A 20531-nucleotide genomic window follows, 5' to 3' on the forward strand; every position below is an offset into this window, starting at 1 on the left:
GGATAATAGGGCTGTGACTGCCGCAGATCCCGTCCGTATCGGTACACCGCTCACTCCCGGGGCCACCCGGGTGATGCTGCTCGGCTCGGGTGAGCTGGGCAAAGAGGTGATCATCGCGTTCCAGCGCCTCGGCGTCGAGGTGATCGCCGTCGATCGCTACGACAACGCCCCTGGCCATCAGGTGGCTCATCACGCGTTCACGATCGACATGAGCAACCCGGAAGAACTACTGGCGCTGATCGATTCGCAGCAGCCGGATTTCGTGGTGCCGGAGATCGAGGCCATCGCGACCGATGCCCTGGCCGAGGTCGAAGCGCGGGGCAGGAGTGTGGTGATCCCGACGGCGCGCGCGACGCAGTTGACCATGAACCGTGAGGGCATCAGGCGTCTCGCCGCCGAGGAGCTCGGGCTGCCGACGTCACCGTACGCGTTCGCCGATTCGCTGGAAGACGTACGAGAAGCGTTGTCCACCATCGGCTTTCCTGCCGTTCTCAAGCCCGTCATGTCCTCGTCGGGCAAGGGGCAGTCCGTCGTGCGCAGCGAGGACGACGTCGAAGCGGCGTGGGACTACGCCCTGAAGGGCGGTCGCGTCGACCTCGGCCGTGTCATCGTCGAGGGATTCGTCGATTTCGATTACGAGATAACACTTCTCACCGTTCGAGCGAGCGACGGAACTTCGTTCTGCGAGCCGATCGGGCACCTGCAGGAGTCCGGCGACTACATCGAATCCTGGCAACCACAACCGATGTCCGACGCGGCCCTGGCCGGTGCGCGCGACGTCGCCGAGCGCATCACGACGGCGCTCGGTGGGCGTGGGTTGTTCGGTGTCGAGTTGTTCGTGCAGGGCGACAACGTGTACTTCTCGGAGGTCAGTCCGCGGCCGCACGATACGGGCCTGGTGACGCTTCGTACGCAACGGTTCTCGGAGTTCGAGCTGCATGCCCGCGCCGTTCTGGGTCTGCCGATCGACACGACGCTGCTGTCGCCGGGTGCGTCGGCGGTGATCTACGGCGGTGTCGACGCGGACGGCATTCACTTCGAGGGCGTCGCCGATGCGCTGGCCGTCCCCGAGACCGATCTTCGCCTGTTCGGCAAGCCGACGAGCTTCGTCCGACGCCGGATGGGCGTCGCGGTGTCGACGGCCTCGGACATCGAGACGGCACGGAGCAGGGCCCGCGAGGCAGCAGGCAAGGTTCGTCCTGTCGTCTGAGTCGACACAGGGCACACTGAGCCCATGAGCGTGCTCGGTGAGGTCCTGGTCGGCCTGGTGATTCTGGTCGGTCTCGTCGGTATCGTCGTCCCGATTCTGCCGGGCACCATCTTGATCTTCGCGGCCGTCGCCGTGTGGGCGTGGGTCACCGGCGGAGCCGCCGCCTGGACGGTGTTCGCGATCGCGACGGTGTTGTTGGTTCTGAGCGGCGTCGTGAAGTACACCTGGCCGGGCCGGCGCATGCGGGAGGCCGGAGTGCCGATGCGATCGCTGATGATCGGCGGACTGCTCGGCATCGTCGGATTCTTCGTCATCCCCGTCGTCGGACTGTTCGTCGGCTTCATCGCCGGCGTCTACGTGGCCGAGGTACCCAGGCATCGAAACCATTCCGAGGCATGGAGATCGACCGTGCACGCCACCAAAGCGGCCGGGCTGTCCATCCTGGTGGAGCTGTTCGGTGCCTTGCTCGCCTCTGCGGTGTGGCTCGGCGGAGCGCTACTCGTCTAAGGGCTCTGCTGATTCAAGAGACCCGATACCAGGCCCGGGCATTGCCGTCGAGCACCGCCGGGAGATCGCCGCCGACAGCGTGAGAAATGATGTCGATGTCGGTCTCCGAGAACGGACGCGGGGCACGGGTGCCCGGCAGATCGGTGCCGAACATCAACGCTGCCGGATTCACGCGATGAATCTTCTGCAGAGTGTCGATGATGTCGAGGTCCACCCGGCCGAATCCCGTTGCCTTGACACGTACTCCGCGGTCGACGAGATCGAGCAGATACGGCAGTCCCTGCGTCGACAGGCCGAGATGGTCGATGCTCACGGCCGGTAGCTTCGCGAGGATGGGTTCGAGGGAGAGCAGCAGGGACGCATCGACGTACAGCTCGGCGTGCCATCCCACCAGTTCGTGCACGCGCCGCGCCTGGGTGGTGAGCATCTGGACGTCCGTCTCGCCGCGTTTGAGGTTGAACCGCATTCCGCGGACACCCGCGTCGTCCAGCGCGACGATGTCCTCGTCGGAGCACTCCGGATCGATCTGAGTGACGCCCACCCAGCCACGCCCCAGGGTCTTCAACGCCGCGAGCAGGTAGGTCTGGTCGGTGCCCTGGAACGATCCCGAGACCACTGCGCCACCGGTGATACCGAGGCCGTCGACGTCGTAGAGGTAGTTCGAGACGGTGTACGGATCGGGCAGGAAACCGTGGTTCTCGATGAGCGGAAACGCGGGGTCGATGATGTGTAGGTGGGCGTCGAACACGGGCCCCAGCATGCCAGCTCGCGCATTCGGCGTCGCGGCCACCGTCCGCGGTGTTTGAATTCGAAACATGAAACCGGAGACCACAGTCGTTCTCGACGGATACACCTACTTCGAATGTCCGAGATGGCACGAGGGGAGGATCTGGGTGTCGGACTTCTACTCCCATCGCGTCGTGTCCGCCCTCGAGGACGGCTCCGACGTACGAGTCGAAGCCGAGGTGCCCAATCAGCCGTCGGGCCTGGGATGGTTGCCCGACGGGCGGCTGCTGATCGTGTCGATGCGCGACTACAAGTTGCTACTGCGTGAGCACGACGGTTCGCTGACCGTGCACGCCGATCTGTCGACGTATGTTCGGGCGAACCTCAACGACATGCTCGTCGACGCCCAGGGGCGTGCGTACATCGGCAACTTCGGCTTCGATCTGATGAACTTCGCGCCCGTCGAGACGGCCGACCTGATTCGCGTCGACCCGGACGGTTCCGCGCACGTCGTGGCGTCGGATCTGTACTTCCCCAACGGAATGGCGTTCACCGCGTCGGGCGAACTGCTGGTGGACGAGACGGTCGGCAATCGGGTCAGTGCCTTCGACATCGCCGAGGACGGGTCACTGGGGGAGCGCCGTGATTGGGCGAAGTTCGGCGAACTGCCGTCGTCGACGGACATGGCCACGGCCATCGGGGAGGTGAAAGTGGCCGCCGACGGATGCTGCATCGACACCGACGGCACGATGTGGATCGCCGACGCACTGGGGCAACGAGTGCTGCACGTTGCGCAGGGAGGGGAGGTTCTCGAGCAACTCGATTTCGATCTCGGAGTCTTCGCCTGCGGACTCGGCGGATCCGACGGCCGCACGCTGTTCGTCTGCGCTGCACCGGATTTCAACGAGCATCAACGCAAGATCGAGACCGAGGGCAAGTTGTTGGCAGTTCGCGTGTAGTGCGCTTCGCGCAGTGGTGCGGTTGTGCGCTCCCTGGGGCACACAACCACACCACTGCCGCAGGCACTCAGGCCTTGTCGGGCTCGGATGCCTTCAGCATGTCCTCACGCTCGACGACCTTCACGCGCTCGCGGCCCTCGGGCTCGCCGAGTGAGCGCTCGTGCGCGTCGAGGCGGTACCAGCCGTCCCACGTGGTGAAGGGGACCTGCTTGCCTTCGAGGAACGAGGTGACGGCATCGAGATCCGGTTCGACTGCGCCGGCGAAGTTCGGCGCATCCTCGAGCAGGTTCGCGACGGTCTCGTTGGCGTCGCCCTTGGTGTGGCCGATGAGGCCGACGGGTCCGCGCTTGATCCAGCCGGTGACGTACGTGGCCGGAACGGGCGTGGTGGACGACGGGGACTCGACGACGCGTCCGGCCTCGTTGGGGATGGTGCCTGCCTGCTCGTCGAACGGGAGCTGGCTGATGTTCTGGCTGAGGTAGCCGACGGCGCGGTAGACGGCCTGAACGTCCCAGTCGTTGTACTTGCCGGTGCCCTTGACGTTGCCGGTGCCGTCGAGCTCGGTGCGCTCGGTGCGTAGACCGACGACCTTGCCGTCCTCGCCGAGTACCTCGTGGGGAGACTCGAAGAAGTGCAGGAACAGCTTGTGCGGGCGGCTGCCGACGTCGCGGATGGCCCAGTCCTGCAGGGTGTTGGCGACCATGTCGATCTGCTTGGAGCTGCGGCGGGCCTGCTCGGAGCCCTCGTCGTAGTCGATGTCCTCGGGAGAGACGATGACCTCGATGTTGGGGGAATGGTCGAGCTCGCGCAGCTCGAGCGGGGTGAACTTGGCCTGAGCCGGTCCGCGGCGGCCGAAGACGTGCACCTCGACGGCCTTGTTGGCCTTGAGGCCCTCGTAGACGTTGGCGGGGATCTCGGTGGGGAGCAGTTCGTCACCGGTCTTGGCGAGCACGCGCGCGACGTCGAGAGCGACGTTTCCGACACCCAGGACGGCGACCTTCTCGGCCTCGAGCGGCCAGGTGCGCGGCACGTCCGGGTGGCCGTCGTACCAGGAGACGAAGTCGGCGGCGCCGTAGCTGCCCTCGAGGTCGATGCCGGGGATGTTGAGGGCGCGGTCCGCGTTGGCACCGGTGGAGAAGATGACGGCGTCGTAGAAGCGGCGCAGGTCGTCCAACGTGATGTCGGTGCCGTAGTCGATGTTGCCGAGGAGGCGAACCTGCGGCTTGTCGAGCACCTTGTGCAGGGCGGTGATGATGCCCTTGATGCGCGGATGATCGGGGGCCACGCCGTAGCGGATCAGCCCGAACGGCGCAGGCATGCGCTCGAAGAGGTCGATGCTGACGCCCGGTCCGCTGACATTGTGGTCGGACTTCATGAGCGCGTCGGCGGCGTAGATGCCTGCCGGTCCGGCACCGACGATGGCGACGCGGAGTGGACGAGTCTGATCGGTCATGTGCAGCGAGCTACCTTCTTCGAGGGAAGTGCGGACACCCCAGCATAAATTAAGGACTACCTGAGCTGGGGCAGTGGGCAACTTGCCGGATTTCCCGGTTTCCGGTAGGAATTGCTCTGTGCACACGACATACCTGGTCCGACGGTTCACCGTCGACTTCTGTCGTACCTGCACCAACATGTGTTGTCGGTGACAAGACCCGACGCCCCTTCCCCTCCTCCCAGGACGGGACCCCTCTCTCGACGGCAGCGTTGCCGAAGATCAGCGCTCGACCGTGCACGGATTCGAGGACACATGACCACTCTGGAACAGACCGCAACTCTCACTCTCGACAAGCTCGGCCCGAGCTTCGGTGCCGAGGTCATCGGCCTCGACGTCGCGTCGGCGTCCGATCCGCAGATACACGCCGTGCGACGAGCCCTCGTCGAACACAAGGTTCTCGTGCTGCGTGGGCAGACGCTCGACGACGCGGGCCACATCGAATTCGGCCGCAGGCTCGGTGACCTCACCGCAGGTCATCCGGTGCACGACAGCGGTCACGTCGCCCCCGAGGTCTACGCCCTCGACAGCCAGGACAACGGATTCGCCGACGTCTGGCACACCGACGTCACGTTCATGGAACGCCCGCCGATGGGCTCGATCCTGCGTCCCGTCGTCCTACCGCCGCACGGTGGCGACACCAACTGGGCCGACAGTCAGCTCGCCTACGAATCGCTGTCCGCACCGGTCCGCCGAATGATCGACGGCCTCACGGCAATGCACGACGGCAACCGCGAGTTCGGCTACTACCTCGCGCAGAAGCGCGGCGGAAAAGGCAACGTGTGGGACGGCAAGGAGGTCACCGCGCTGGTCCCCGTCGAACATCCGGTCGTGCGGGTGCATCCGGAAACCGGCCGCAAGGGGCTGTTCGTCAATCCAGGTTTCACCTCCCACATCGTGGGGGTGTCGGAGGCCGAGAGTCGCGGAATCCTGGACCTGCTGTACGCGCACCTGACCAAGCCCGAACACATCGTGCGGCACCGCTGGCGGTTGGGCGATCTGGTGCTGTGGGACAACCGCAGCACCTCGCACTACGCCAATCGCGACTACGGCACCGAGCACCGCAAGATGCACCGCATCACGTTGCGAGGAGACATTCCCGTCGGACCCCGCTAGTGCCCGGCCCGTCGGATCGAGGAAGATTGGCCGCATGGCGTCGTGGAGTGAACGTAGGCAGCAGTGGGTCGACAGTCGTGAGGAAGCGCGCAACAACGCGTCCAAGGCGGCTGCCGACTCCGGCGAGCAGCGTCCGCCCAACGCGTGGCCGTTCATCCTCGCCGTCGGCGTCGTCGTGGTGTTGCTCGTCGGCATCTTCGCGGCCTCGAAGTTCGCACCTGCCGAGGACAACGTGACGCAGGCCCAGTTGCTCACCGACGCCGTCGACGGATTCCTCGAGGCACAGAACACCGGCGACGCAGACTTGCTGCGCCAGAACACCTGCTTCGATCAGGTCGAGCGCCTCGTTCCGGGCGACGATGCGCAGTACCGAACCGATCGAGCAGGCGAGGTCGAGCGGAACGGCGAGACGTCGATCGACGGGGTGCCCTCCGACTATCAGGTCAACGGCGACCGCGGAATGGTCACGGTCCCGCTGAAGGAAGAGAAATCCGGAGCGCAGACCGACGACGTGTGGAAGTTCCTCCGCGTCGACGACAAGTGGCTGGTGTGCAATGTCTGATCTCGGTATGTGTGACGTAACGGCAAGTGACGGAAGGCTGATCCAGTGACCTACGCAGGTGACATAACCCCGGAAGCTGCCTGGGAGTTGTTGCAGAACAACCCCGAGGCCGTGCTCGTGGACGTTCGTACGCGCGCCGAGTGGCAGTACGTCGGAGTTCCGGACACCTCAGGCATCGACCGCCCGACGCACCTGATCGAGTGGGTCAGCTTCCCCGACGGTGCCCGGAACGCCAACTTCGTCGACGATCTCAAAGCCGCAGGCGTGGACGGCGATCGACCGGTGGTGTTCCTGTGCCGCTCCGGTCAGCGATCCATCGGAGCCGCCGAGGCCGCGACGGCAGCGGGCATCGGTCCGTCCTACAACGTGCTCGACGGCTTCGAAGGCGCCACCGACGCCGACGGCCACCGCGGAGCCACGGGTTGGCGTGCGGTCGGGTTGCCTTGGAGGCAGTCGTGACGAACCTTCCCAAAGGCGGCGGATTCGACAAGCCCTTGCCCGAGGGCGTGGGTCAGGGAACGCTGGGAGTGCGCGGCGGCCTGATGCGATCCGGCTTCGACGAGAACGCCGAAGCCCTCTATCTCTCTTCGGGTTTCGTGTACGAGAGTGCCGGTGCGGCCGAGCAGGCGTTCACCGGTGAAATCGATCATTTCGTGTACTCGCGCTACGGCAACCCGACGGTCAAGATGTTCGAGGAACGGTTGCGGCTGATCGAGGGTGCCGAGGCATGCTTCGGAACCTCGAGCGGGATGTCCGCGGTGTTCACCGCGTTGGGTGCATTGCTGAAGGCCGGTGACCGATTGGTCGCTGCGCGTAGTCTTTTCGGATCGTGCTTCGTGGTGTGCAACGAGATTCTGCCGCGGTGGGGAGTAGAGACCGTCTTTGTCGACGGCGAAGACCTCGAGCAGTGGGAGCAGGCGCTGTCGGTGCCGACCACGGCGGTGTTCTTCGAGACCCCGTCCAATCCGATGCAGTCGTTGGTCGATGTCAGGCGCGTCTCCGAGCTGGCTCATGCGGCCGGCGCAACGGTGGTGCTGGACAATGTGTTCGCAACGCCGCTGCTGCAGCGCAGCCTCGAACTCGGTGCCGACGTGGTCGTGTACTCGGGTACCAAGCACATCGACGGCCAGGGGCGGGTTCTCGGCGGTGCCATCCTCGGCTCGAAGGAGTACATCGAAGGACCGGTGCAGACTCTGATGCGGCACACCGGCCCGGCGCTGAGCCCGTTCAACGCCTGGACATTGCTCAAGGGCTTGGAGACGATGCCGGTGCGGGTGCGGCATTCGGTGAAATCGGCGCTGCAGATCGCCGAGTTCCTCGAAGGCCATCCGGCGGTCAGATGGGTCAAATATCCTTTCCTGCAGTCGCATCCGCAGTACGAGCTGGCGAAGTCGCAGATGTCGGGCGGCGGTACCGTCGTGACGTTCGAGCTCGACGCTCCCGAGGGCGAGGGCAAGAAGCGTGCTTTCGAGGTGCTCGACGCCTTGCGCATCGTCGACATCTCCAACAACCTCGGCGACTCGAAGACGCTGATCACGCATCCGGCGACCACCACGCACCGCGCGATGGGGCCGGAAGGCCGTGCAGCAGTGGGCATCACCGACGGCGTCGTACGCATCTCGATCGGTCTGGAGGACACCGAGGATCTGATCGGGGATCTGGATCAGGCGCTGAAGTAGCTGGGTCAGAGTGTCACCGGTACCGGTTTGTCGATGAGGGAGTAGTGCGCGGCATCGCCTGCAACCACTCGGCTTCTCTCACCGTTCGGGTGTACCGGCACGTCGCCGGCCAAGGTGATGCGTTCGAGGCGGCGGTACTGATCGTCCCAGTCGGCGACGGCGTAGTGCTGGGTGGCACGGTTGTCCCAGATGGCCACGTCGCCGAGGCTCCAGGTCCAGCGAACAGTGTTCTCCAGCTTGGTCACTCGATTCTGTAGGAGATCGAACAGCGTCTGCGACTCCTTGGTCGACAATCCGATGAAGTTCTTCACGAAGTGACCGAGTAGCAGAGTCTTCTCGCCGGTCTCGGGGTGTACGCGGACGACTGGGTGTTCGGTCTCGAAGTATGTGGACTGGAACTCCTTTCGGTACTCCTCGGTCTTGTCGTTCCTGATCTTCTCTGCAGCAGTCGCCGAGTAGTCGTAGTTGTTCGAGTGCGTGGCCCAGAGGTTGTCCACCAACGCCTTCAGTGAATCCGGCAGCTGAGCGTAGGCGGCGGTCTGTGAGGCCCAGGTGGTGTTCCCGCCGTATTCCGGGAGGCTGACCGCACGCAGGATCGAGGCCTTCGGGATGCGGTCGACGAAGGTCACATCCGAATGCCAGCTGTTGGCCTTGCCGTATTCGGAGTCGATGGCCAGTGTCCTGGTGCCACGGGAGGTCACCGTCGGGTGCGGGGTGGTCGGCGACCCGAGCAATTCGGCGAACGCATACTGGCTTTCGTCGTCGAGATGGTGCTGGCCGCCGAAGAAGATGACCTTGTGCTCGAGCAGAGCCCGACGAACGAACTCGACAGTGTCGGCATCGAGATCGCCGCCGAGTCGCACACCCTCGATGCGGGCACCGAGGTTGCCGCCGATCTTGATCGCACGCAGAGCTGTCGTATTCTCGGCAAGAGTGTCCACCGACATGTCGATACCTTTCGCTGGTCGAAGACTGCCCGAATCACACCGGCGCAGTGCGTAATTCAACAAGCTGACCACTGTCGATCGTGGATGTACACAGTTCGATTCACCGTGATCTCAACACCACGATCTCAACACCACGATCTCAACACCACGATCTCGACACCACGATCTCGACACCAGGATCTCGACACCACGATCGATCGGTAGCGGTGTACCGGTGGACGTCAGTGCTCGAACACGCTGAGAACGGTGCGGAACTTGGCCGTGGTCTCGTCCAGCTCGGCGTCGGGGTCGGAATCGGCGACGATGCCCCCACCTGCCGTGGCCGTTCCCGAAAGTCCGTCTGCCGAGAGCTCGATACAGCGGATCGTCACCATCCACTCGCCGTCGCCGCTGCCGTCGGTCCAGCCGACCGCTCCGGCGTAGAAGCCGCGGGAGCCTTCGACGTCTGCGATCGCCGCCATCGCTGCCGCGCGGGGGACACCGGCGACTGCAGCGGTGGGGTGCAGTGCCAGCGCGAGGTCGAGCGCCGAGGTCTCGGGGTCGGCCAAGGTGCCGACGATCGGCGTCGACAGGTGCCACAGCTGCGGAGTACTGCTGAGCTGTGGCGACTCGGGCACCTCCAGCGTCTCGCAGAACGGCGTCAACGCAGCCCGGATCTCGTCGACGACGAAGCGATGTTCGGCCTGATCCTTCGCACTGGCCGCCAACGCCGCGGAGATGCGCGCTTCCTCGTCGGGGTCGGTCGATCGTGCGGCCGTGCCGGCGAACGGATGGCAGGTGACGATGTTGCCGCGCTTGCGAACCAACAGTTCCGGGCTCGCGCCGACGATGTGCCTACCCCGATGCGTGGCGGGGGACAGGTCCGCCAGGAAGCCGTTGCCCATCGGATCGCGTGAGACCAGAGCGCTGAGCACCGAGGCAGCGTCGATCGGGGAATCCGCGGTCACCTCGATGGCCCGCGCGAGGACGATCTTCTCGGCCACACCGGCTTTCAGCTGCTCGACGACATCCCGCACTCGCTGCACGTGCACGTCGGGATCGGGAATCTGTCGTGCGACGGTCACCTCGGGCAACGGCGGTTGAGCATCGACCGTCGACCAGGGTCCGTCGAGGCGGTAGAACTGCTCCGGCTCGATCAGGGCGGTGGCGTCGGACATGTCGAAAGGGATTGCGCCGACGACATTTCGGCCGTCCCGCACCGCAGCGACTGCGTCGGCGATATCGGGAAACGTGTGCCGGACACCCAGCCCGACGACGTGGTGATCATGGCGGGACAGAACGAATTCGAGAGTCATCAGAACGGGTTCTGCGTGCGGCCTACCAGGTCTGCGACGGAATCGAGAACTTTGGTCGGCCGGTACGGGTACTGCTCGACGGACTGGACCGTCGAGATCCCGGTGAGGACCAGGATGGTCTGCAGTCCGGCTTCCAGGCCCGAGAGCACGTCGGTGTCCATCCGGTCGCCGATCATCAGCGTGTTCTCGGAATGTCCGCCGATCGCGCGCAGGGCCGACCGCATCATCAACGCGTTGGGCTTGCCGACGTAGTACGGCTCCTTACCGGTGGCCTTGGTGATCAGCGCGGCCACCGAACCGGTGGCGGGCAGTGACCCCTCGCGGGACGGGCCGGTGGCATCGGGGTTGGTTGCGATGAAGCGCGAACCCCTCTCGACGAGACGAATGGCGGTGGTGATGGCCTCGAACGAGTACGTCCGGGTCTCGCCGAGCACCACGTAATCGGGGCTGGAGTCGGTGAGGGTGTAGCCGATGTCGTGCAGGGCGGTGGTCAGACCCGACTCGCCGACGACGTAGGCGCTACCACCGGGCCGCTGATTGCCCAGGAATGTCGCGGTGGCGAGGGCGGAGGTCCAGATCGACTTCTCCGGAATGTCCAGACCGGTGAATGCGAGACGCGCGCGCAGGTCACGGGGGGTGCGAATCGAATTGTTGGTCAGCACGATGAACGGGATCTCGTTGGCCTGCAGCTCGGCGAGGAACGTGTCGGCACCGGGGATCAGGTGATCCTCGTGGACGAGCACGCCGTCCATGTCCATCAGGTACGTCCACTGCTGAGGCTTCTCGGTTTCGCTCACCCATCCATTGTGAACTACGGCGGTCGCACTGCAGGCGTGACTACGGTACTAACTCGCCTGCAGTTCCTCGGCACGCCGGGAGTTGGCTCGGTGCTGTTGTCGCTCCCGGGCTGTCGTTCCGCCCCAGACTCCGAACGGTTCGTTGGCGGCCAGTGCGAATCGTCGGCACTCGTCGATGACCCCGCAGCCCGCGCACACCTGCTTCGCGCGGTCCTCCCGTGCGCGGCGAGCCGAGCGGCCTTCGCCGGACGGGGAGAAGAAGATCTCCGAGTCCTGTCCTCGGCACAGTGCGTCGACCTGCCAATCCCAGGATTCGGTGGTGGAGGAGATTCTGCGTTCGATCATGGCGATTGCGGTGTTCTTCGACGTGGCAGAGCTGTTCGGCATCGTGGCGACCCATTCCTTTCGTCGACGCTGCGCGAGACCCGGCCCGCACAGAACGATTCGCTACCGAAAAGGCTCGCCGGGTCGATGGTGCGACGCAATGATTGAAATCAGGCTGATTCGAGGGGCTGCGGTCGGTGCGTTGCCGACGGCTGCGGAGTGTTGCAGCTTCGCCGGGTGGTGCGAATTCGTGGCTAGGTGCAGATATGACTCGGCCGCTCAGGTTCTCCGCATTCGTCATGAACACCACCTCTCATATCGTGCACGGTGCGTGGCGCAAGCCGGAAGCGGAGCAGTCCGATTTCTCCTCGTTGGAGCATTGGGTGTCGTTGGCGAAACAACTCGAGCGAGGCAAGTTCGATTTCGTGTTCTTTGCCGATGTCGTGGGGCTGTACGACGACCATCGAGGTTCGTGGGAGAAGTTCGTCGAGTCCGGTTTGCAGATTCCCAGCAACGATCCCACCGTGATCGCGTCGGCGATCGCTTACGCGACAGAGCATCTCGGGATCGCCTTGACCTCGTCGATTCTGCAGGAGCATCCGTTCAACTTCGCGCGGAAGATGTCCACGCTCGATCACGCGTCGAACGGCCGTATCGCCTGGAACATCGTGACGAGCCTGTCACCCAACGCCTGGCGCAACTTCGGCTACGGAGACCTGGCTCTGCACGAGGATCGATACGCCTGGGCGGACGAGTACGTCGACGTCGTGTACAAGCTGTGGGAGGGGTCGTGGGACGACGGAGCTCTGTTGCAGGACAAAGCATCCGGTCGACACGGTGATTTCTCGAAGGTGCACAAGATCGACCATGTCGGTGCGCGCTACAGCGTCGAGGGCCCGCATCTCGTGACTCCGTCTCCGCAGCGGACACCACTGTTGTTCCAGGCCGGATCGTCGCCGACGGGCCGACGCTTCGCTGCGCGCAACGCCGAGGCCCAGTTCATCGCCTCTCCCACACCCGAGGCCGCGCGCTCGCTCATCGCCGACACGCGCCGTCTGGTCGTCGAGGCAGGGAGGTCCCCCGGAGACCTCGAATTCTTCCAGGGTCTGTCGTTCGTCATCGGTAGTACCGAGAGCGAAGCTCGACGCAGAGAAGCGGAGTTGGACGAATACGTCGACGACGAGGCGATGATCGCGCACGCTGCGGGTGGGATCGGCATAGATCTGGGCTCCTACGATCTGGACACCCCGATCGGTCAGGTGCAGGGAGAAGGCTCGCAGAGCACGTTGGCGTGGCTACGCGAAGCGATCACCGATCGAGAACCCACCGTTCGGGATCTGGCGCACATGCGGACTCGGAGCGGGCGGGTGGTGGGAACGCCGGAGTCCATCGCCGATCGTCTCGAACAGTGGCGCGACGCCGGCGTCGACGGGATCAACGTCATCAACTCGACGATCCCGGGCAGCTACCTGGAATTCATCGATCATCTGATGCCGGTTCTTCGGCAACGCGGGCTGGCGCAACGGGAGTACGGCCGGGGCACCGTCCGAGCCAAACTCACCGGCCGGGACAGACTGCCCGTGTCGCATCCGGCTGCCCGATACCGGGGCGCCTTCAGCTGACACCAGGCAGTTCGGAAACGTGGCAAGGGTTGAAATCATCGTGATTTCAACCCGAAAGACTACGCGCACTTGACTTTTCAATCTGACGTTCTATACATTCCTGTCACCATCCAGAGCGACCGAGAGACCTTGGCTCTACGACGTCGCAGCAACCCCGCCCTCGGGCGTGTGGGTGCTACCGCCAGGACCGATGGAGGAACTGCTGATGAACACCTGTATGCGTACGCCCGCCTGACCGATTCGCGTACTCACAGTCCACCCTTTCGAAAGGCACCACAGCGATGATCGCTGCCCATCCGCACCGGCGGCTCCGGTGACGCAACTTCAGATCTCGCCGACATCCACCGGTTCGAGCGACACCGCAGAACTGCCGGACGAGCAACTCGTCGTCGCCAGGAAGTGGCATCCGTGGCGTTGGGTCATCAGCGTCGCCACCCTGGTCGTGGTCGCTCAGTTCCTGCACGGGTTGGCCACCAATGCGGGATGGGACTGGGGCACTTTCGCTCAGTACTGCACGGCGAAATCGGTGCTCTCGGCTCTGTGGCTCACCATCCAGCTCACGTTCTGGGGGACCCTGATCGGCTTCGCCCTCGGCATCGCCCTAGCGGTGGCAAGGCTGTCGAACAATCCCGTCCTGCAAGTGATCTCGTGGTTCTACATCTGGGCGTTTCGATCCATTCCACTGATCGTGCAGCTGTTGTTCTGGTTCAACATTGCGTACCTGTATCAGACCCTGTCGCTGGGGATTCCGTTCGGTCCCAGCTTCTTCGAGTTCGACGTCAACAACGTCATCAGTGGCTCGACAGCTGCGATCATCGGACTGGCCCTGCATCAGGCTGCATACTCCGCCGAGATCGTCCGCGGCGGAATTATCTCGGTGGACCAGGGGCAGCTGGAAGCATCTGCAGCACTGGGTATTCCGAAGCGCCGAGAGTTCTTCAAGATCGTCCTCCCACAGGCGATGCGAGGCATTCTCCCCAACGCCGCCAACGAGGTGATCAGCCTGTTCAAAGGCACCTCGATCGTCTCCGTCATGGCCATCGCCGAGCTGTTCTATCAGGTTCAGGTCATCTACGGCCGAAGCGGCCGAGTCGTACCGCTGCTGATGGTGGCCACCGTCTGGTACATCATTCTCACCTCGATTCTGTCGGTGGTGCAGTACTACGTGGAACGGCACTACGCCAAGGGGGCCGTCCGCACCATCGAGCTCACGCCGATTCAGAAGCTACGGAAGAAACTGGCCGAGATCACCCTGGCCCCGCGAGGAGCAACACGATGACCACGCTCGATGCCGGCACGTCCAGATCGGAAACGAAGTACGCCGTCGAAGTGCGCGGGGTGCACAAGTCCTACGGTGCCCTCGAAGTTCTGAAGGGCGTGGACCTGACCGTTCGCCCCGGTGAGGTCACCGTGATCATCGGCCCGTCCGGATCCGGTAAGTCCACGCTGCTCCGTGCCCTCAACCACCTCGAGAAGGTCGACCAGGGCACCGTTCGCGTCGACGGAGACCTGGTGGGATACCGGCGCAAAGGTTCGAAGCTGCACGAGCTCAGCAATCGCGACATCCTGCGCCAGCGTTCGCAGATCGGTTTCGTATTCCAGAACTTCAACCTCTTCCCGCACCTGACGGTGCTCGAGAATGTCATCGAGGCACCGATCTCGGCGCAGAAGCGTAAGCGTGCGGACGTCGAGCCCGAGGCACTGGCATTGCTCGAGCGGGTCGGTGTCGCCGCAAAAGCGCACGACTACCCTCGTCGGCTCTCCGGTGGCCAGCAGCAGCGAGTGGCCATTGCGAGGGCACTGGCGCTACGCCCCAAAGTGATTCTGTTCGACGAGCCCACCTCGGCACTCGATCCGGAGCTCGTGGGCGAGGTGCTCGAAGTCATCCGTGGACTCGCCCGCGACGGTGCCACTCTGGTGATCGTCACGCACGAGGTGGGCTTCGCCCGCGAGATCGCCGACACCGTCGTGTTCATGGATTCCGGTGTGATCGTCGAACAAGGACCTCCTGCAACACTTCTCGATTCGCCGCAGCACGAGCGGACCAAAGCTTTCCTCTCCCACGTTCTGTAAACCACCTCACTTCAGCGAAAGACGGACAACACCCATGTCGAAACCATCACGCAGGCTGACGGTCGTGGCCGCAGCATTGGCCATCGTGGCGCTCACTGCGACCGCCTGCAGCGAACCCGCGGCCGAGTCGCAGGTCGTCACCGAGCAGGGACAAAGCTTCGACCTCTCGCCCGAGCAGACCGAACGAGTCCGGGTCGACAAGGTCGACGAGATCGCAGCGAAAGTGCCACAGGCCATTCGGGACCGAGGAACCCTGATCGTCACCGGCTCGGGCGGAACTGCGCCGCCGCTGCGCTTCTACGCCACCGACGACACCACCATCGTCGGATCCGAGGTCGACTTCTCCTACCTCGTCGGCGACATTCTCGGGCTGGACGTCGATCTGCAGGTTGCCGACTGGTCGCAGAACTTCGTCAAGATCGACTCCGGTGAGAACGACGTGTTCATTTCCAACGTCACGGTCACCGAGGAGCGCAAGGACAAGTACGACTTCGCCACGTACCGTCTCGACAACCTCGCCTTCGAGACCCAGAAGGACGCCGACTGGAAGGTCGAGAAGCGTCAGGACATCGCAGGCAAGAAGATCGGCGTCGGCTCCGGCACCAACCAGGAGCAGCTGCTGGTGGACTGGAACGAGGCCAACGTGGCCGAAGGTCTCGCGCCGGCGGAACTCGCCTACTACCAGAACACGTCCGATTACTACCTGGCGCTGGGATCGAAGCGAATCGACGGCTATCTCGGCCCCAACCCCTCTGCCGTCTACCACGCGGCAACCAGTGGGGAATCGAAGGTCGTCGGGACGTTCTCCGGGGCCGGCGATGCGTTGCAGGGCGAGATCGCGGTCCTGACCAAGAAGGACAACGGTCTCATCGAGGCCATCCACGAGGCACTGCAACATGCCATCGACGACGGCAGCTACCAGCGGGTCATCGATCGGTGGGGCCTCCAGTCCGAGGCCGTGTCCGAGTCCGTCATCAATCCGCCCGGGCTGCCTCGCAAGCCCGCAGCGTAGGTACACGGTGAAAGTAGTGGTCGTCGGCGGCGGCATCGTCGGAGCGTCGTCGGCGTGGCAGATCGCCGAACGCGGGCACGACGTCACCGTGCTCGAGCAATTCGGTCCGGGACACAAGAACGGTGCCTCGCACGGCAGTTCGCGGATCTTTCGGCATGCCTACGCCGACGACCACTACGTATCACTGGCCGCTCGGGCGCACACGCTCTGGCGAGATCTCGAAACCGCTACCGACACCGACTTGTTGGACATCACAGGGGCTGTGGATCATGGAGATCCGGCGACGGTGAATCCGAGGATCGACGCACTGAAGCGAGCCGGGCTCGAGTTCGAGGTTCTCGAACCGGTTGCTGCGCAGCGGCGGTGGACCGGACTTCGATTCGACACCACTGTGCTGTTCCATGCCGAGGCCGGGCGATTGCACGCCGATCGCAGCGTCACCGCAGCGACGGCAGCAGCTCGATCGCGCGGTGCGATCGTCGAATACGAGACGCCGGTGCGCGAGCTCTCCGGCTCCGACGTGGTGACGGACACTCGCACCTACGTGGCCGACGTGGTCGTCCTCGCTACAGGAGCGTGGACATCCGAGTTCGTGCCGCAGGGAGTGATTCCGCCTTTGGTCACCACCCAGGAACAGCCGGCACATTTCGTACCGTTGTGCCCGGACGTGGAGTGGCCGAGCTTCATTCATCATCCCGGTGCACTTCTGGATACGGCCGGCATCTACGGCTTGTCCTCACTCGACGGCATCAAGATCGGCGAACACGCCACGGGACCGGTCGTCGATCCGAACACCCGCGACTTCGTGCCCGAACCAGCGGGAGTCGATCGCCTGATCGCGTACGCACGCAACTGGCTCCCGGGAGTGAACGCCGATACGGCCGACCCGCTGACGTGTCTGTACACCAGTACGCCCGATTCCAACTTCGCCATCGGACGCACAGGCAACACCGTTGTCGCTGCGGGATTCTCGGGCCACGGATTCAAGTTCGCCCCTGCGGTCGGGGAACTGGTCGCAGATCTGGTCGACGGATAGACGAGACAGGAAGCACATGAGCGCAACGTTCGACCTGAACACCCTCACTGGCGATGCCGGTCCAGGGCGGCTTACCTTCGTCGAAGTCGATCAGAACGATCCACTCGCGGCGCCTCTGCTGCAGGAGCTGGCGAACGAGTACGCGTCCAGGTACGGCCGTAGTCCCGGCGTTCAGTACCAAGAATTGAAGTCGTATCCCGCGCAGGAATTCGCCCCGCCGGGCGGTGTGCTGGTCATAGCATTGTCCGACGGCGTTCCTGTGGCGGGAGGTGCGTACCGGCAGTACGACTCGGATACCGCTGAGCTCAAGCGTATCTGGACCTCGAAAGCGCACCGCGGCAGGGGATTCGGCAAGCGTGTCGTTGCCGAGCTGGAACGCAGCGCACGTGAGCGCGGATATCGTCGCGTGTATCTGACGACCGGGTGGAACCAGCCCGAGGCTGTGGCGCTGTACTTGTCAGCCGGATACACCCCACTGTACGACCGGAGCCTGCCGTCCAGGACTGTCGGATCACATCCCTTCGAGAAGAGTCTCGAATGAGCCCGTTGCAGTGATCAGCCGGCTCGGCTCGCGTTGTACGCGAGCGCTGCGGCAACCCAGAATTCCAGTGCTGTGTCGTTTGCCAGCGCGTCGGCGTCGACGGTGATCCATCCTTCGCCCATCGACCGGTCTCGACCCATCACGGCGTGGTGTGCTCCCTCCCGCTGGAGATACTCGGGTTCGCGCACACCGTCGACACGAACCAGCAGCGCACGGCTGCCTGTGCCGACACACACCACCATCTTGTCTCGTACCAGGAAAGCCAGACCGCCGAACATCTTGTGCTCGCGCAGACTTTCCTGGTCAGTGAGGATGTCGCGGACGCGATCTGCAAGAAGTTCGTCGTACGCCATGTGCTCGTACCCTCCAATGGTCGTTGCTCTCATCGAAGACCTCATCCGTATCGGACGCAACCGCGAAGCACCCCGTGTGTGGACTGTGTTGTCGGTAGCAGGTTGTGCACACAGCTGAGCGGTGTCCTCGAGGCAGTGCTGTGCCCTGAGACTGGTTCGGACCGTCAGGCGGGTTGTCGTGGTTCTTCGTCGCCGGGGTCGCCGTGGTTGTCGGGTGGGTAGAGGACCTCTTCTGGGTGGTGGGCGTGGTTGATCAGGCCTCGGCGTTTGGGGTCCATTCCGGCGGGTGGGTGCCACAGGGTGCGGCCCGGGTACCGGTGTCCTGCTCCGGTTTTGGTGGTGGCCCACTTGCCGGGGCCGGTGCCGACGAGTGCGTGGTGCATGTCGCAGCCGAAGGTGAGGGAGTCGATGTCGGTGTAGCCGCCGGTGTTCCAGTCGGTGACGTGGTGGGCTTGGCACCAGGTCGCCGGGCGGGTGCAGGAGGGGAAGCTGCAGCCGCGGTCGCGGGCGATGAGCACGATGCGTTGGTCGGCGGAGGCGATGCGTTTGGAGCGGCCGAGGTAGAGGGCTCGGCCGTGGTCGTCGAAGATCGTCAGGTAGTGGTGGGCGTGCGAGGCCATGCGGATCGCGTCGCGGATCGACACCCGTGATCCGGTGGCGGTCATGGCGTAGCCGCAGCCGGCTTCGAGGTCTTTGAGGGTCATGGTGACGATGGCGGTGACGGGTAGGCCTCGGTGGGTGCCGAGGGTGCCGGAGGCGAGTGTCTGACGGAGCGCGAGCTTGAGGGCGTCGTGTTGGCGTTGGCGTTGGGTGCGGATATCCCGCGCGGCGGCAGCGTCGCGTGCTGCAGCCTTACCCAGCGCTTCGTCGCCGTCGGTATCGGCATCGACTGTGTCGTCGGGCTCAGCAGTGTCCTCTGGTTTTGTGGTGTCGTCGTGCCCTGTGCCGCAACCACAGTCGAGGCCGTCACCGCACCGGCCGTCACCGTCGCAGGGATCGTCGCCGTCGAATGAACCGTCGTTCCACAGTCCCGCATCGCTCCACAGTCCCTGATCGCTCGTCGAACGGTCGTCCGGCTCCGGTAGCGGTGGGGTGTCGGTATCGAAGACACCACCGGATGTGGCCGAATCCGGTTCGGCTGCTGCAGGATCGGGACGCGCACCGTCGCTCGCAGCCCCGGGGCTCGTGCTGTCCTTGCCGCCGGTCTCGTCGTGCACGACCGATGTCGGGTCTGCGGGGTTGTTCACTCCGGGTTTCGCGGCTTTGGAGAACAAGGCTTCGAGGTAGGCGCGTAGTTCGGGGTCGACGCAGAATTTTCCTTCGGACATTCCGTCGGCACCCTGCTCACCGAGGTAGAAGAACGCATCCCTGCGTTTCGGTGGTTTCGGTGGCTTCCCGTCTTCGTCTTCGTCCTCGTCTTCGTCGTGGTCGCCGTCGGGATTGAGGATCGAATCCAGGTGCGCCAACAACGGTGCGAAATCGTCGGGTCGCCTGGTCGAGGCGTAGCCCGCCAGTTGCTCGTCGGCGAGCTCGCGCGTCTGCGGATCGACATCCCGGGGCAGATGGCGGAAGAACTCGCGGATCATCTGCACATGCTTGGCATCGAGCAACCCCGCCCGCAACGCAGCAGCAGTGTGCGGCAGCAACGGCGGCAGGACTTCCCCGGAGAAGGCGGTTCGGTCACCCAACTCGGCAGCCAGACGGACCCGTGCTCCTGCTGCTCGTGGGGTGATCCGCAGCATCCACGCCACCGACGACGGCACCGATCCCGGGTATACATCGAGGCCGTGCTGAGAGATGAGTTCGTTGAGCCAGGTGTACGAGTGCGCCGTCAGGGATCTGGTCGCCGTTTCCATTCGTTGGATCACCGCGCGCCGGTCCGCGTTCGACCACGCTACCGACGACTGTTCCGCTAATTCCGCGATCGCGGACTCGACCCGGTCGACCAACACAGACAAGTCGGGATCGGACACCTCGGGGGCGGGCGGCACCGTCTCGATGCCGTCCACCCCTGATCCGCCGTCCCCCGAAAGCATGCACAGAATCTATCGCGACCCACCGACACACTTTCGAACACACGTTCTCCGCATGGGCACGCTGCGAGACGGTCGGACCGAGCAGAATCGCCAACCTGGAATCGGTATGTGGCGCATAACAGATGGATCGATAGTGTGACGTTGTCGATTCTGCGTAACGCCGAGTCGCGCCAGCGCTGGTCAGGGCGTTCAATAACGGTCAAGGCCGACGTAACGACCACAGCAGCGGCGCTGGTTTCGGTGA

Annotated in this window: 21 protein-coding genes and 1 riboswitch; of the genes, 13 read left to right on the forward strand and 8 right to left on the reverse strand. The window is 64.2% G+C overall.

Annotation, left to right across the window (positions count from 1 at the left end):
• Positions 1 to 13 precede the first annotated feature (13 nt).
• Positions 14 to 1210: a formate-dependent phosphoribosylglycinamide formyltransferase gene (gene purT / locus CH306_RS12525; protein ID WP_094646778.1), complete on the forward strand. Its 1197-nt coding sequence runs from the start codon at positions 14 to 16 to the stop codon at positions 1208 to 1210.
• A gap of 24 nt (positions 1211 to 1234) precedes the next feature.
• Positions 1235 to 1717: a DUF456 domain-containing protein gene (locus CH306_RS12530; RefSeq protein ID WP_094646779.1), complete on the forward strand. Its 483-nt coding sequence runs from the start codon at positions 1235 to 1237 to the stop codon at positions 1715 to 1717.
• Positions 1718 to 1730: 13 nt separating this feature from the next.
• On the opposite strand, the gene CH306_RS12535 is transcribed toward CH306_RS12530, so the two are convergent.
• A complete protein-coding gene (locus CH306_RS12535) occupies positions 1731 to 2477 on the reverse strand; it encodes an amidohydrolase family protein (RefSeq protein ID WP_032397393.1) in 747 nt (248 codons plus the stop codon).
• A 55-nt stretch (positions 2478 to 2532) separates the two neighbouring features.
• Between CH306_RS12535 and CH306_RS12540 the strand changes: the two genes are divergently transcribed.
• Complete coding sequence (locus tag CH306_RS12540; protein ID WP_032397138.1) at positions 2533 to 3402, forward strand: SMP-30/gluconolactonase/LRE family protein; 870 nt, start codon at positions 2533 to 2535, stop codon at positions 3400 to 3402.
• Positions 3403 to 3469: 67 nt separating this feature from the next.
• Here CH306_RS12540 and CH306_RS12545 read toward each other — a convergent pair whose 3' ends face one another.
• Positions 3470 to 4855, reverse strand: a complete 1386-nt coding sequence (locus CH306_RS12545; RefSeq protein WP_094646780.1) for an FAD-dependent oxidoreductase — start codon at positions 4853 to 4855, stop codon at positions 3470 to 3472.
• A gap of 294 nt (positions 4856 to 5149) precedes the next feature.
• Between CH306_RS12545 and CH306_RS12550 the strand changes: the two genes are divergently transcribed.
• From CH306_RS12550 to CH306_RS12565, 4 genes are read left to right on the forward strand one after another with little or no spacing between them, the layout of a single operon-like run.
• On the forward strand, positions 5150 to 6010 hold the full coding sequence (locus tag CH306_RS12550) for a TauD/TfdA dioxygenase family protein (RefSeq protein WP_094630958.1): 861 nt from the start codon (positions 5150 to 5152) through the stop codon (positions 6008 to 6010).
• A gap of 34 nt (positions 6011 to 6044) precedes the next feature.
• Positions 6045 to 6572 carry an Rv0361 family membrane protein gene (locus tag CH306_RS12555; RefSeq protein ID WP_032397135.1) on the forward strand — a complete coding sequence of 176 codons (528 nt, stop codon included), beginning with the start codon at positions 6045 to 6047 and terminating at the stop codon, positions 6570 to 6572.
• Between the two features lie 45 nt (positions 6573 to 6617).
• Positions 6618 to 7031: a rhodanese-like domain-containing protein gene (locus tag CH306_RS12560; protein WP_032397134.1), complete on the forward strand. Its 414-nt coding sequence runs from the start codon at positions 6618 to 6620 to the stop codon at positions 7029 to 7031.
• The gene (locus tag CH306_RS12565) at positions 7028 to 8251 is read left to right on the forward strand and encodes an O-succinylhomoserine sulfhydrylase (protein ID WP_032397133.1); all 1224 of its coding nucleotides are present in this window, start codon (positions 7028 to 7030) and stop codon (positions 8249 to 8251) included. The genes CH306_RS12560 and CH306_RS12565 overlap by 4 nt, the downstream gene beginning before the upstream one ends.
• A gap of 5 nt (positions 8252 to 8256) precedes the next feature.
• On the opposite strand, the gene CH306_RS12570 is transcribed toward CH306_RS12565, so the two are convergent.
• The 4 genes from CH306_RS12570 to CH306_RS12585 form a co-directional block, all read right to left on the reverse strand.
• The gene (locus tag CH306_RS12570) at positions 8257 to 9198 is read right to left on the reverse strand and encodes a TauD/TfdA dioxygenase family protein (protein WP_052049994.1); all 942 of its coding nucleotides are present in this window, start codon (positions 9196 to 9198) and stop codon (positions 8257 to 8259) included.
• A 221-nt stretch (positions 9199 to 9419) separates the two neighbouring features.
• On the reverse strand, positions 9420 to 10493 hold the full coding sequence (locus CH306_RS12575) for an isochorismate synthase (RefSeq protein WP_094646781.1): 1074 nt from the start codon (positions 10491 to 10493) through the stop codon (positions 9420 to 9422).
• On the reverse strand, positions 10493 to 11251 hold the full coding sequence (locus tag CH306_RS12580; protein WP_094631006.1) for an HAD-IIA family hydrolase: 759 nt from the start codon (positions 11249 to 11251) through the stop codon (positions 10493 to 10495). The genes CH306_RS12575 and CH306_RS12580 overlap by 1 nt, the downstream gene beginning before the upstream one ends.
• A gap of 87 nt (positions 11252 to 11338) precedes the next feature.
• A complete protein-coding gene (locus CH306_RS12585; protein WP_373453506.1) occupies positions 11339 to 11677 on the reverse strand; it encodes a WhiB family transcriptional regulator in 339 nt (112 codons plus the stop codon).
• A gap of 203 nt (positions 11678 to 11880) precedes the next feature.
• On the opposite strand from CH306_RS12585, the gene CH306_RS12590 reads away from it, so the two are divergent.
• The 6 genes from CH306_RS12590 (at position 11881) to CH306_RS12615 (ending at position 17898) form a co-directional block, all read left to right on the forward strand.
• Positions 11881 to 13236 carry an LLM class flavin-dependent oxidoreductase gene (locus tag CH306_RS12590; RefSeq protein ID WP_094646782.1) on the forward strand — a complete coding sequence of 452 codons (1356 nt, stop codon included), beginning with the start codon at positions 11881 to 11883 and terminating at the stop codon, positions 13234 to 13236.
• Positions 13237 to 13339: 103 nt separating this feature from the next.
• Positions 13340 to 13433, forward strand: a riboswitch (SAM riboswitch).
• Positions 13434 to 13564: 131 nt separating this feature from the next.
• On the forward strand, positions 13565 to 14515 hold the full coding sequence (locus CH306_RS12595; RefSeq protein ID WP_094646875.1) for an amino acid ABC transporter permease: 951 nt from the start codon (positions 13565 to 13567) through the stop codon (positions 14513 to 14515).
• A complete protein-coding gene (locus tag CH306_RS12600) occupies positions 14512 to 15309 on the forward strand; it encodes an amino acid ABC transporter ATP-binding protein (RefSeq protein ID WP_094646783.1) in 798 nt (265 codons plus the stop codon). The genes CH306_RS12595 and CH306_RS12600 overlap by 4 nt, the downstream gene beginning before the upstream one ends.
• Before the next feature lie 34 nt (positions 15310 to 15343).
• On the forward strand, positions 15344 to 16321 hold the full coding sequence (locus tag CH306_RS12605) for an ABC transporter substrate-binding protein (protein ID WP_094646784.1): 978 nt from the start codon (positions 15344 to 15346) through the stop codon (positions 16319 to 16321).
• Positions 16322 to 16328: 7 nt separating this feature from the next.
• The gene (locus CH306_RS12610; protein ID WP_094646785.1) at positions 16329 to 17357 is read left to right on the forward strand and encodes an FAD-dependent oxidoreductase; all 1029 of its coding nucleotides are present in this window, start codon (positions 16329 to 16331) and stop codon (positions 17355 to 17357) included.
• 16 nt (positions 17358 to 17373) lie between these two features.
• Complete coding sequence (locus tag CH306_RS12615) at positions 17374 to 17898, forward strand: GNAT family N-acetyltransferase (RefSeq protein ID WP_094646786.1); 525 nt, start codon at positions 17374 to 17376, stop codon at positions 17896 to 17898.
• Between the two features lie 14 nt (positions 17899 to 17912).
• On the opposite strand, the gene CH306_RS12620 is transcribed toward CH306_RS12615, so the two are convergent.
• Positions 17913 to 18284 carry a TfoX/Sxy family protein gene (locus CH306_RS12620; RefSeq protein WP_256981145.1) on the reverse strand — a complete coding sequence of 124 codons (372 nt, stop codon included), beginning with the start codon at positions 18282 to 18284 and terminating at the stop codon, positions 17913 to 17915.
• Positions 18285 to 18415: 131 nt separating this feature from the next.
• Positions 18416 to 20287, reverse strand: coding sequence for an HNH endonuclease signature motif containing protein (locus CH306_RS12625; protein ID WP_094646788.1), 1872 nt, complete (start codon positions 20285 to 20287; stop codon positions 18416 to 18418).
• Between the last annotated feature and the right edge of the window lie 244 nt (positions 20288 to 20531).

This window comes from Rhodococcus sp. 15-725-2-2b, assembly GCF_002259075.1.
Lineage (GTDB): Bacteria > Actinomycetota > Actinomycetes > Mycobacteriales > Mycobacteriaceae > Rhodococcoides.

Coding starts and splice junctions, on each gene's coding strand:
- CH306_RS12530 (WP_094646779.1), top strand. CDS start 1,235: ATGAGCGTGCTCGGTGAGGTCCTGGTCGGCCTGGTGATTCTGGTCGGT.
- CH306_RS12535 (WP_032397393.1), bottom strand. CDS start 2,477: ATGCTGGGGCCCGTGTTCGACGCCCACCTACACATCATCGACCCCGCG.
- CH306_RS12540 (WP_032397138.1), top strand. CDS start 2,533: ATGAAACCGGAGACCACAGTCGTTCTCGACGGATACACCTACTTCGAA.
- CH306_RS12545 (WP_094646780.1), bottom strand. CDS start 4,855: ATGACCGATCAGACTCGTCCACTCCGCGTCGCCATCGTCGGTGCCGGA.
- CH306_RS12550 (WP_094630958.1), top strand. CDS start 5,150: ATGACCACTCTGGAACAGACCGCAACTCTCACTCTCGACAAGCTCGGC.
- CH306_RS12555 (WP_032397135.1), top strand. CDS start 6,045: ATGGCGTCGTGGAGTGAACGTAGGCAGCAGTGGGTCGACAGTCGTGAG.
- CH306_RS12570 (WP_052049994.1), bottom strand. CDS start 9,198: ATGTCGGTGGACACTCTTGCCGAGAATACGACAGCTCTGCGTGCGATC.
- CH306_RS12575 (WP_094646781.1), bottom strand. CDS start 10,493: ATGACTCTCGAATTCGTTCTGTCCCGCCATGATCACCACGTCGTCGGG.
- CH306_RS12580 (WP_094631006.1), bottom strand. CDS start 11,251: ATGGACATGGACGGCGTGCTCGTCCACGAGGATCACCTGATCCCCGGT.
- CH306_RS12585 (WP_373453506.1), bottom strand. CDS start 11,677: ATGCCGAACAGCTCTGCCACGTCGAAGAACACCGCAATCGCCATGATC.
- CH306_RS12590 (WP_094646782.1), top strand. CDS start 11,881: ATGACTCGGCCGCTCAGGTTCTCCGCATTCGTCATGAACACCACCTCT.
- CH306_RS12600 (WP_094646783.1), top strand. CDS start 14,512: ATGACCACGCTCGATGCCGGCACGTCCAGATCGGAAACGAAGTACGCC.
- CH306_RS12605 (WP_094646784.1), top strand. CDS start 15,344: ATGTCGAAACCATCACGCAGGCTGACGGTCGTGGCCGCAGCATTGGCC.
- CH306_RS12615 (WP_094646786.1), top strand. CDS start 17,374: ATGAGCGCAACGTTCGACCTGAACACCCTCACTGGCGATGCCGGTCCA.
- CH306_RS12620 (WP_256981145.1), bottom strand. CDS start 18,284: ATGAGAGCAACGACCATTGGAGGGTACGAGCACATGGCGTACGACGAA.
- CH306_RS12625 (WP_094646788.1), bottom strand. CDS start 20,287: ATGCTTTCGGGGGACGGCGGATCAGGGGTGGACGGCATCGAGACGGTG.